Below are 10552 nucleotides of genomic sequence, written 5' to 3'. Positions count from 1 at the left end.
GCTACGTCGTCAACAGGTTTTTTAACCGCCCCAGCCTGCCAACCACCTCGCAAAGCCTTGCCAACCCTGGCTTCCCGCTTCCCCGCGCCTTCTTCCGAAAGCGCGAAAGACCGGAATTCTAGCCAGCCTCCCGCACCCATGCAAGCGTTATTTGGCTGTGCCTGTTTAGCGGTGCTTAAACACGGGTTTGCGCTTCTCGACGAATGCAGCCATCCCCTCTTTCTGGTCCTCCGTCGCAAAGAGCGAATGGAACAGGCGCCGCTCGAAATGCACGCCTTCGGCAAGCGTCGTTTCATAAGCACGATTCACCGACTCCTTGACCATCATCACGGCCGGCAACGGAAATTCCGCGATCGTCGCTGCGGCAGCCACTGCTTCGTCGAGTAGCGATGCGGCGGAAACCACACGAGATACCAGCCCGGCTCGCTCGGCTTCCGCTGCATCCATAAAGCGTCCCGTCAGGCACATGTCCATCGCTTTCGCCTTGGATACCGCACGCGGCAGCCGCTGCGTCCCCCCCGCACCCGGCATGATGCCGAGTTTGATTTCTGGCTGGCCAAACTTTGCGGTGTCGGCGGCCAGAATAATGTCGCACATCATCGCAAGCTCGCAGCCGCCACCCAACGCAAAGCCAGCGACTGCCGCAATGATGGGTTTGCGGATCGAACGCACGGACTCCCAATTGCGCGTGATGTAGTCACCTTTGTAGACATCCATATAGGTGTACGTGGCCATCATGCCGATGTCGGCTCCGGCGGCGAAGGCCTTTTCGCTCCCTGTGACGACAATCGCGCCAATTCCTTCGTCAGCGTCAAATGCTTTGAGTGCCGCTCCCAGTTCGTCCATCAACGCATCGTTTAACGCGTTCAGCGCCTTCGGGCGGTTCAATGTCACCAATCCAACCCGCCCTCGAGTCTCAACCAGAATGTTTTCGTAACTCATGCGTCCTCCCTGTTTTGAATGAAGCGCGAAAACGCTTCGCGCGCCCGTCCTAATAATGCTACCATTCACCAACCAACCGGTCGGTCAATTATTCGACGTAGTTCCCCCAACCTTCAGCATCAACTTCGCCATGACACATCCGCTATTCACGAAGCACGAAGACACGCTCCAGAAGGCGCTTGCAGCCATCGAGACGCGCGGCTACTGGACCCCGTACGCCGAAATGCCCAGTCCAAAAGTGTACGGGGAAACCGCAAACGCGGATGGCGAAGCGGCGTTCAAGAGCCATCTGAACAAAACGTTCGAACTCGATCAACCGGCGACGGGGCAAACCGTTGGCGCCGAGGTATCGCCATTCGGCTTCCCGCTTGGCATCCGTTACCCGAAAGCGGACCCCAATGCACTAATTGCGGCGGCAGCGAACGCCCAACCCGGGTGGCGCGCCGCCGGACCACAGGCATGGATCGGCGTCAGCCTCGAAATTCTCGAACGCGTCAATCGCGCCAGTTTCGAGATCGGCTACAGCGTCATGCATACGACCGGACAGGCGTTCATGATGGCGTTCCAGGCGGGCGGTCCGCACGCACAGGATCGTGCGCTGGAGGCGGTTACATACGCATGGGACCAGATGCGCCGCATTCCCGCGGATTCGCACTGGGAAAAGCCACAAGGCAAGAACCCGCCTCTAGCCATGCACAAACGCTACACGGTTGTGCCGCGCGGCACCGGCCTCGTCCTCGGATGTTGTACCTTCCCGACCTGGAACGGATATCCCGGCCTCTTCGCCGATCTCGCAACCGGCAACACGGTCATCGTCAAGCCGCATCCGGGCGCGATCCTGCCACTGGCAATCACAGTACGCATCGCACGCGAGGTTCTGCGCGAAGCGGGATTCGACCCGAACGTCGTCACGCTGCTCGCGACAGATCCGAACGACGGCGCTCTTGTCCAGGATCTCGCACTACGCCCGCAAATCAAGCTGATCGATTTCACGGGCAGCACTCAGAACGGCACGTGGCTTGAGCACAATGCGCATCAGGCGCAAGTGTTCACCGAGAAGGCGGGCGTCAACCAGATCGTGATCGACTCAGTGGACGACCTCAAATCGGTGGCCCGCAACGTCGCCTTCTCGCTGGCGCTGTATTCCGGACAGATGTGCACTGCGCCACAGAACATTTACGTCCCGCGCGACGGCATCCGCACTAGTGAGGGCATCATCAGCTTCGATGCCGTTGCCGAAGCGCTCGCCACCGCCGTGCAAAAGCTGGTGGCCGACCCAGCTCGGGCCGTCGAACTGCTCGGCGCGGTCCAGAATGCCGGCATCACACAACGTATTGACGACGCGCGTAAGCTCGGACGCGTGCTGGCAGACAGCAACGCGCTCGTGCATCCGGCATTCGCGCAAGCGCGCGTGCTCACACCGCTCGTGCTCCAACTCGACGCTACGAAGGACGCCGCGCAGTTCACCCGCGAATGGTTCGGTCCGATTTCGTTCGTGATCGCAACCGATTCGACCGCGCAGTCGCTGGAGCTCGCAGGCGCCATCGCGGCCGAACACGGTGCGCTTACGCTGTCCGTCTACAGTACAGACGGCGCCGTCCTGGAAGCCGCACACGAAGCATCGATCCGTGGAGGCGTCGCGCTATCAATCAATCTGACTGGCGGCGTGTTCGTCAATCAGTCGGCGGCGTTCTCCGACTTCCACGGCACCGGGGCGAACCCCGCTGCGAATGCAGCACTCGCCGATTCAGCGTTCGTCGCGAGCCGCTTCCGTGTGGTGCAAAGCCGAATCCATGTTGAACCAAAGGCGGTCCCCGCGTAATTCGACCAAATGGCATATGCCGTTTGGCCGAATAGAACGCCGCCTCACGCCCCACTAATATGAACTGACGGCCCGGATTGCAGGCCGGCCGTTACTTTCTGGAACCGGACATGACAGACGCCTTCATTTGCGATGCGATTCGTACTCCCTTCGGCCGCTACGGCGGCGCACTGAAAGATGTGCGTGCAGACGACCTTGGCGCGGTGCCTATCAAGGCGTTGATGGAACGCAACCCCGGCGTCGACTGGCGCGCGCTTGACGACGTCATTTATGGTTGCGCCAACCAGGCGGGCGAAGACAACCGCAATGTCGCGCGCATGTCGGCATTGCTCGCGGGACTACCAACCGAAGCGCCCGGCGCGACGCTGAACCGTCTGTGCGGCTCAGGCATGGACGCGGTCGGCACTGCGGCGCGCGCGATCAAGGCTGGCGAGGCACGTCTGATGATTGCGGGTGGCGTCGAGAGCATGACGCGCGCGCCGTTCGTCATGGGCAAGGCGATCAGCGCATTCTCGCGTCAGGCCGAAATTCATGACACGACGATTGGCTGGCGCTTCGTCAATGCACTGATGAAACGCGACTACGGCGTCGACTCCATGCCTGAAACGGCGGAGAACGTGGCCATCGAATTCGGCGTGAGCCGCGCCGATCAGGACGCGTTCGCGCTGCGAAGCCAGCAGAAGGCAGCGCGCGCGCAGCGTGATGGCACGTTGGCGGAGGAAATCGTTGCCGTCGAAATTCCGCAAAAGAGAGGCGACCCGATCCGCGTGACAGTCGACGAGCATCCGCGCGAAACGTCACTCGAAGCACTCGGCAAACTCAAAGGTGTTGTGCGAAGCGATGGCACCGTGACCGCGGGTAACGCATCTGGAGTGAACGACGGCGCATGCGCTCTGTTGCTTGCAAGCAAGGAAGCCGCAGAAGCATATGGACTGCGCCGACGAGCGCGCATCGTCGGCATGGCGACGGCCGGCGTGGAGCCGCGTGTGATGGGCATCGGCCCTGCGCCCGCCACGCAAAAACTGCTGAAACAGCTCGGCATGTCGCTTGAACAGTTCGACGTGATCGAACTGAACGAAGCATTCGCGTCCCAAGGGCTGGCAGTGTTGCGTACGCTCGGCCTGCGGGATGACGACCCGCGCGTCAATCCGAATGGTGGAGCGATCGCCCTCGGCCATCCTCTCGGCGCGTCGGGGGCAAGACTCATCACGACCGCGCTTTACCAGCTGGAACGGACAAATGGCCGCTTCGCGTTGTGCACGATGTGCATCGGCGTCGGCCAGGGTATCGCCATCGCCATCGAGCGCGTTTGACAAGCCCGCGTTCTGCGCGTGCAGGACCTGTGGACACAAAGAGGAGACAACCGATGTCCTATGAAGCGATCCGCGTCGACTTCGACGTGTCAACCCGCGTTGCCACCGTGACGCTAAACCGCCCGGACAAGCTGAACAGCTTCACGCGTGCGATGCACAGGGAACTCAGCGCCGCCCTCGATGAAGTCGAAGCCTCCGGCGCCCGCTGCATTGTGCTGACGGGCGCGGGCCGCGGATTCTGTGCCGGTCAGGATCTCGCCGACCTGGATTTCACACCGGGCGCGATGACCGACCTCGGTCAGGTGATCGACGATCACTTCAACCCGCTGATCCGTCGCTTGCAGGCACTGCCGTTGCCTGTCATCGCAGCCGTCAATGGTGCGGCCGCAGGCGCAGGCGCGAATCTCGCGCTAGCGTGCGATCTGGTGCTAGCGGCGCGGTCGGCCAGTTTCATCCAGGCATTCGTGAAGATCGGGCTCGTTCCCGACTCCGGCGGTACGTGGTTCCTGCCGCAGCGCATCGGCATGGCGCGCGCACTCGGCCTTGCGATCACCGGCGACAAACTTCCCGCCGAGAAAGCGGAAAGTTGGGGCCTCGTCTGGCAAGTTGTCGACGATGCTGAACTGCAGAACCACGCAGCAAAACTCGCAACGCAGCTTGCGCAGCAGCCAACTCTGGCGATAGCCGCCATCAAACAGGCGATGCGTGCAGGTGCCACGCAAACACTCGACCAGCAACTCGATCTCGAACGCGATCTGCAGCGCGATCTTGGCGCATCGCATGACTACGCAGAGGGCGTACGCGCCTTTATCGAAAGGCGCGCACCACGCTTCGAGGGTCGCTGACATGTCCACACTGCCTGACGCCAGAATGACACCCGACGAACTCGCGCGCGCCACCGCGCAGTCCATGTACGACGCGGACGCCTGCAGCCAGGCGCTTGGCTTCAAGCTCCTTGAAGTCCGCGCCGGATACGCGCGAATGCACATGAAAGTTCGCCCCGACTTCCTGAACGGCCATCAGATCTGCCACGGCGGCCTGATCTTCACACTCGCCGACTCCACGTTCGCGTTCGCCTGCAACTCGTACAACATCAACACCGTAGCGTCGGGCTGCTCGATTGAGTTCCTGCGTCCGGTTCCTGGCGATGACGAGCTGACGGCAGAAGCCACCGAACAGACGCTGAGCGGACGCAACGGCATCTACGACATCCGGGTGACGAACCGCGCGGGTGAGACCGTCGCGATGTTCCGCGGCAAGTCCGCGCAGATCCGCGGCACCGTGATTCCCAGCGACCGGTAGGTCGCCATGGCTTTCGCTGCCTGGCAACGGGCGCACCGCTTCCTATTCTGATGACTGAAGATGCAAAGGAGACATTCGATGACAACCCCGCTCCCGCTCGACCCGATCGAAACGGCGAGTCGCGACGAACTTGCCGCGCTCCAGCTGGAACGACTGAAATGGTCGCTCGCGCACGCGTATGAAAACTCGCCCGTCTACCGACGCAAATTCGATGAAGCCGGCGTTCACCCTTCTGAAGTGAAGACGCTGGCCGACCTGTCCCGCTTCCCGTTCACCACCAAGAAGGATCTGCGCGACAGCTACCCGTTCGGTATGTTCGCCGTTCCGCAGGAACAGATCTCGCGGATTCATGCGTCGTCGGGAACGACCGGCAAACCGACCGTTGTCGGTTACACAGCGCGAGACATCGACACGTGGGCCAATCTCGTTGCCCGCTCGATTCGCGCCGCCGGCGCGCGGCGTGGCGATAAGGTGCACGTGAGCTACGGCTACGGCCTCTTCACCGGCGGCCTCGGCGCGCACTACGGCGCCGAACGCGCCGGCCTCACGGTGATTCCGTTCGGCGGCGGCCAGACCGAAAAGCAGGTCCAGCTGATCCAGGACTTCCGGCCAGACATCATCATGGTGACGCCGAGCTACATGCTATCGATCGCGGACGAAATGGAGCGGCAGGGCGTCGATCCGGTGCAATGCTCGCTTCGTATCGGCATCTTTGGCGCTGAGCCCTGGACAAACGACATGCGCCTCGCGATCGAACAACGCATGGGCATCGACGCAGTCGATATCTACGGCCTGTCTGAGGTAATGGGTCCAGGTGTCGCATCGGAATGCGCGGAAACAAAGGACGGTCCGACAATCTGGGAAGATCACTTCTACCCGGAGATCATCGATCCACAAACTGGCGAGGTCCTGCCCGAAGGTGAATTCGGTGAACTCGTCTTCACGTCACTGACGAAAGAAGCGCTGCCGATCATCCGCTACCGCACACGCGACCTTACGCGTCTGTTGCCGGGCACGGCGCGCACGATGCGCCGGATGGAAAAGATCACCGGCCGCTCCGACGACATGATGATCGTGCGCGGCGTCAACGTGTTTCCGACGCAGATCGAAGAACTGCTGCTTAAACAGCACGCGCTCGCACCACACTACCAGATCGTTCTGACGAAGGAGGGCCCGCTGGACGTGCTGACGTTGAATGTTGAGCCATGCCCTGAAACCGCACCGGACACTGCGGCGCTCAACGCGGCGAAGCATGCTCTCGCGTACGACATCAAGGCGCTCATCGGCGTGAGTGCGGTGGTCAACGTGCTGACGGTGAACGGTATCGAACGATCGGTCGGTAAAGCCCGGCGCGTAGTCGATAAACGCTTTACCGGCGGCTGAGGAAAAAACAGGCCGCTCCGGAAAGGGAAGAGGGATGCGATTCGCCGCGTGCAGTTGCGAATCGCAATTCGAACCGCGCCTCCCGATCACAGGCCGATGGCCCGGCGACCACGTCACGAGTTTGGAAGCAGCAACCACATGCGCCCGGCCTGCTTCATCTTGCCGGCGAGGTCACCTGCGTCGTCACCCAAACCCCAGAAGTAGTCGGCGCGCACGCCGCCCTTGATGGCCGAGCCGGTGTCCTGCGCGAACACGAGACGATTCATTGGGGAGTTGGTCAGCGGACGCGTCGTCTGCAGGAATACCGGCGTGCCGAGCGGAATCGAAGACGGATCGACGGCGATCGAACGCTCAGGTGTCAGCGGCACGCCCAGCGCACCGATCGGACCATCGGCACCGCCTTGCGGCATCGCTTCATTCGATGGCATTTCCCGGAAAAAGACAAAGCGCGGATTCGTGTCCAGCAATGCGTCGACTCGCGCCGGATTGGCACGCGCCCAGGCCTTGATGCCCTGCATCGTCGCCTGTGCAGGCGTGAGTTCGCCACGATCCAGCAGCCAGCGCCCGATCGACTTGTACGGCTGGTTGTTCGTGCCGCCAAAGCCGACCCGCATCACACTGCCGTCCTCCATGACGACCCGGCCGGAACCCTGCACCTGCAGGAAGAACGCCTCGATCGGATCGTCGACCCACACCAGTTCCTTACCGTTCAGCACGCCGCTACGCTCCAGCTGCGCGCGCGCAGCTAGCGGCTCACCGGCGCGATAGCCAGCCGGCCAACGGTACAGCGCGGTCTGATACACGCCATGCCGCACGCGCGAGCCGCGCAGCAACGGCTCGTAGTAACCCGTCACAAGGCCGTCGAGGGTCCCGTCGGTGTTGGCGAACTGGAACGGCGTGAAATAGGCTTCGAAGAAAGCCCGCGCGCTCGCGACATCGAGGTCGTCGAGTTGCGCCGCCGCCGCACAGGCGCGTTGCCAGTTCGACTGCCCCGCGAGCCGCACGCAGTTCTGCCGCAACGCCGCCGCTGCACCGATCAGCGAGTCGTCCTCCCAACCTGGCACCTGTTGCCATGCGACCTTGGTCAGCCTCGCCGTGGCGATCTGGCCGGGAATGATTGCGGCGCCCGTGGGCGGCGTCAGCCTTACCGCCCCGCCTCCGCCGCATGAAGCAAGCATCACCGCCACTGCCACCGCACCGGCCCACCCGGCTGCCTGACGGACAAAACGCATACAATGTTCGTTCTTGATGGAAACCGCCATGTCTGATCTGTTCGACGAATACCCGATGCTTATATTTGCGCTGGAGTCGCTTCTGGCGCTGTTCCTGCTGATTTTCATCGTTGTCTGGACGGCGCCCGGCAAGAAGAAAAATGCACAGAAAGCCACGCGTGACAAGCAGCAGTCGCAGCAGTAACTCCGTCGTCTGGCCGGGAAACGAGCGACCGGTTCAATGCAGCGTGCGCGGCATGCGCAGAATGAATTCGGGCACGGGCGCCTCGAAACGCTCGCCGTCCTCGGCGACGCAGAAATACTCGCCGCGCATGGTGCCGACCGGCGTCGCGATCACCGCCCAGCTGGTGTACTCGAATTGCTCGCCCGGTTTCAAAAGGGGCTGGTGTCCGACCACACCGAGACCTTTCACTTCCTGAACGTGATCTTCGCTGTCGGTGATCACCCAGTGGCGTGCAATCAATTGCGCGGGAACCTGGCCAGTGTTGCGGATGGTCAGCGTGTAGGCGAACGCATACTTGCGGCGCTCCTGGTCCGATTCATCGGGCAGGTACTGCACCTGCGACGACACGCTAAATTCGTACTGACTCATCCTGATTCCGGTGTGAAGAAATTCTGCGGGAGGCTCGCGGAAAGCCCGGGCGCCAATGGTTTGCGGCCAGTCGACGGGGAGCCGCTCTGGTTTCGCATTCTGCTTGATCGAGCGTATGCCCGCAACCGGACAATCCCATCCGGATAAGGCTTCGAAGCGTACAAACCGGTAAAATGACGGTTTTCCGCCTGTCTCCTTCACGTCATGACGCAATTCCGCATCGCTCCCAGCATCCTGTCGGCCGACTTCGCGCGGCTCGGCGAAGAAGTCCGCAATGTTGTCGCCGCCGGCGCCGACTGGATTCACTTCGACGTGATGGACAACCACTACGTGCCGAATCTCACGATCGGACCGCTCGTCTGCGAGGCAATCCGCCCGCACGTGCAGGTGCCGATCGACGTCCATCTGATGGTGCGCCCGGTCGACCGCATCGTGCCGGACTTCGCCAAAGCCGGCGCGAACCTGATCAGTTTTCACCCGGAAGGCTCGGACCACATCGACCGCACGCTGTCGCTGATCCGCGATCACGGCTGCAAGGCGGGTCTGGTGTTCAATCCGGCGACGCCCCTCAATTACCTCGATCACGTGATGGATCGCGTCGACCTCGTGCTGATCATGTCGGTGAATCCGGGTTTCGGCGGCCAGTCGTTCATTCCTGAGGCGCTGAACAAGCTTCGCGAGGCGCGCGCACGCATCGACGCCTACAAGGACAAGACCGGCCGCGAAATCCATCTCGAAGTGGACGGCGGCGTAAAGATCGACAACATCGCGGAAATCGCTGCGGCGGGCGCCGATACGTTCGTCGCCGGTTCGGCGATCTTCGGCAAACACGACTACAAGACCGTAATCGACGAAATGCGCAGCGCCCTCGCCGGCATCGAACACTGACATGATCGCGACGCCCCCGTTCCCCGCCCCCCGGTTCACTGGTCCCCGTCTGCAGGCGGCGATCATCGACCTCGACGGCACGATGGTCGACACCGCCGACGATTTCACCGCCGGCCTGAACGGCATGCTCGCGCAACTCGACGCGGCGGAAACCTCGCGCGAGGAAGTGATCGACTACGTGGGCAAGGGCTCGGAGCATCTGATCCGCAGCGTGCTCGCACCTCGCTTCGAGACGGAGCATGCTCAGGAGCGCTTCGACGAGGCGCTCGCGATCTATCAGGAAGAGTATGCAAAGATCAACGGCACGCACACGCGGCTCTATCCGGATGTCGAAGCTGGGCTGAAAGCCATGCGTGACGCGGGCCTGAAGCTCGCGTGCGTCACCAACAAGCCGCGCCGGTTCGCGGTGCAGTTGCTCACGCAATACGGCCTGATCGGCTATTTCAGCCTCGTGATCGGTGGCGACACGCTGCCGAAAAAGAAGCCCGACCCGCTACCGATGCTCACCGCCTGCGCGCAGATGCAGGTTGCGCCGGAAGCGACGGTTGCGATCGGTGACTCCGAAAACGACGCGCTGGCCGGCCGCGCGGCCGGTCTGGCAACGCTGACCGTGCCCTACGGCTACAACCATGGACAATCTGTACAAACGATAAAATCGGATGGTATAGTTGCCTCGCTGCTTGATGCCGCCAAGGCAATCGCAGCGCACCAGTCAACGACTTGATAAGTCCTTCATCCTCATGTTTCTGAATAAAAAACGGAGTCTGAGCAGCATCGACCGGGGAGCCTGGCCCTGGCGTCGCTGGTCGCGCTAACCTCACCTGAGGTACGCTGAAGTTCGTCTTCGGCACCCGTTTTTTACTTCGCTGCGCTCCTGCGCGCTTCCCGTTACAAACTGCTGCAGTGCTTCATCTGGTCATTGTGTATCCATCGGGGTACCGTTGTGTCACGTGAGCCTGCGCGCAACCCGGGACAGCACGCGCCGATCGGTCTCTCCCTGTCGCAAGACAAAGACCGCCCGACCGGCAGCGCGACGCCCCCGCTTTGTCCGACGCACACCTCACGCGCTGCTGCCGGA

The 10552-nt window shown here is 62.1% G+C and carries 10 protein-coding genes; 7 read left to right on the top strand and 3 right to left on the bottom strand.

Translation table 11 applies throughout. The annotated features are described in order from the left end of the window. Positions 1–165 precede the first annotated feature (165 nt). Positions 166–942: an enoyl-CoA hydratase gene (locus tag P3T23_RS32990; protein ID WP_429320264.1), complete on the bottom strand. Its 777-nt coding sequence runs from the start codon at positions 940–942 to the stop codon at positions 166–168. 130 nt (positions 943–1072) lie between these two features. Here P3T23_RS32990 and paaN point away from each other — a divergent pair, with 130 nt between their 5' ends. From paaN to paaK, 5 genes are all read left to right on the top strand, one after another. Next, complete coding sequence (paaN, locus tag P3T23_RS32985) at positions 1073–2764, top strand: phenylacetic acid degradation protein PaaN (RefSeq protein WP_429320263.1); 1692 nt, start codon at positions 1073–1075, stop codon at positions 2762–2764. 110 nt (positions 2765–2874) lie between these two features. Further along, positions 2875–4077 (top strand): 3-oxoadipyl-CoA thiolase, encoded by a 1203-nt coding sequence (pcaF, locus tag P3T23_RS32980; RefSeq protein WP_429320262.1) that lies wholly within the window; start codon positions 2875–2877, stop codon positions 4075–4077. 53 nt (positions 4078–4130) lie between these two features. Continuing rightward, positions 4131–4922, top strand: a complete 792-nt coding sequence (gene paaG, locus P3T23_RS32975; RefSeq protein ID WP_429320261.1) for a 2-(1,2-epoxy-1,2-dihydrophenyl)acetyl-CoA isomerase PaaG — start codon at positions 4131–4133, stop codon at positions 4920–4922. 1 nt (position 4923) lies between these two features. Continuing rightward, on the top strand, positions 4924–5379 hold the full coding sequence (gene paaI, locus P3T23_RS32970) for a hydroxyphenylacetyl-CoA thioesterase PaaI (RefSeq protein ID WP_429320260.1): 456 nt from the start codon (positions 4924–4926) through the stop codon (positions 5377–5379). A gap of 78 nt (positions 5380–5457) precedes the next feature. Next, positions 5458–6762, top strand: coding sequence for a phenylacetate--CoA ligase PaaK (gene paaK, locus P3T23_RS32965; RefSeq protein WP_429320259.1), 1305 nt, complete (start codon positions 5458–5460; stop codon positions 6760–6762). A 113-nt stretch (positions 6763–6875) separates the two neighbouring features. Here paaK and mltA read toward each other — a convergent pair whose 3' ends face one another. Then, a complete protein-coding gene (gene mltA, locus P3T23_RS32960; protein ID WP_429320258.1) occupies positions 6876–8102 on the bottom strand; it encodes a murein transglycosylase A in 1227 nt (408 codons plus the stop codon). A 109-nt stretch (positions 8103–8211) separates the two neighbouring features. After that, positions 8212–8586 carry a Co2+/Mg2+ efflux protein ApaG gene (gene apaG / locus P3T23_RS32955; RefSeq protein ID WP_133661080.1) on the bottom strand — a complete coding sequence of 125 codons (375 nt, stop codon included), beginning with the start codon at positions 8584–8586 and terminating at the stop codon, positions 8212–8214. 204 nt (positions 8587–8790) lie between these two features. Here apaG and rpe point away from each other — a divergent pair, with 204 nt between their 5' ends. Beyond that, a complete protein-coding gene (gene rpe / locus P3T23_RS32950) occupies positions 8791–9474 on the top strand; it encodes a ribulose-phosphate 3-epimerase (protein WP_429320257.1) in 684 nt (227 codons plus the stop codon). Between the two features lies 1 nt (position 9475). Further along, the gene (locus P3T23_RS32945; RefSeq protein ID WP_429320256.1) at positions 9476–10198 is read left to right on the top strand and encodes a phosphoglycolate phosphatase; all 723 of its coding nucleotides are present in this window, start codon (positions 9476–9478) and stop codon (positions 10196–10198) included. Positions 10199–10552 lie beyond the last annotated feature (354 nt).

The sequence above is a fragment of the Paraburkholderia sp. GAS448 genome (assembly GCF_050435685.1).
GTDB lineage: Bacteria > Pseudomonadota > Gammaproteobacteria > Burkholderiales > Burkholderiaceae > Paraburkholderia.
The sequence above is the reverse complement of the archived record's forward strand: the minus strand, read 5'-3'. Positions and strand labels throughout refer to the sequence as shown.

Excerpts from the sequence above, each read along its gene's own strand:
- P3T23_RS32990 (WP_429320264.1), bottom strand. The coding sequence starts at position 942 with ATGAGTTACGAAAACATTCTGGTTGAGACTCGAGGGCGGGTTGGATTG.
- paaN (WP_429320263.1), top strand. The coding sequence starts at position 1,073 with ATGACACATCCGCTATTCACGAAGCACGAAGACACGCTCCAGAAGGCG.
- pcaF (WP_429320262.1), top strand. The coding sequence starts at position 2,875 with ATGACAGACGCCTTCATTTGCGATGCGATTCGTACTCCCTTCGGCCGC.
- paaG (WP_429320261.1), top strand. The coding sequence starts at position 4,131 with ATGTCCTATGAAGCGATCCGCGTCGACTTCGACGTGTCAACCCGCGTT.
- paaI (WP_429320260.1), top strand. The coding sequence starts at position 4,924 with ATGTCCACACTGCCTGACGCCAGAATGACACCCGACGAACTCGCGCGC.
- paaK (WP_429320259.1), top strand. The coding sequence starts at position 5,458 with ATGACAACCCCGCTCCCGCTCGACCCGATCGAAACGGCGAGTCGCGAC.
- mltA (WP_429320258.1), bottom strand. The coding sequence starts at position 8,102 with ATGAAAATCAGCAGGAACAGCGCCAGAAGCGACTCCAGCGCAAATATA.
- apaG (WP_133661080.1), bottom strand. The coding sequence starts at position 8,586 with ATGAGTCAGTACGAATTTAGCGTGTCGTCGCAGGTGCAGTACCTGCCC.
- rpe (WP_429320257.1), top strand. The coding sequence starts at position 8,791 with ATGACGCAATTCCGCATCGCTCCCAGCATCCTGTCGGCCGACTTCGCG.
- P3T23_RS32945 (WP_429320256.1), top strand. The coding sequence starts at position 9,476 with ATGATCGCGACGCCCCCGTTCCCCGCCCCCCGGTTCACTGGTCCCCGT.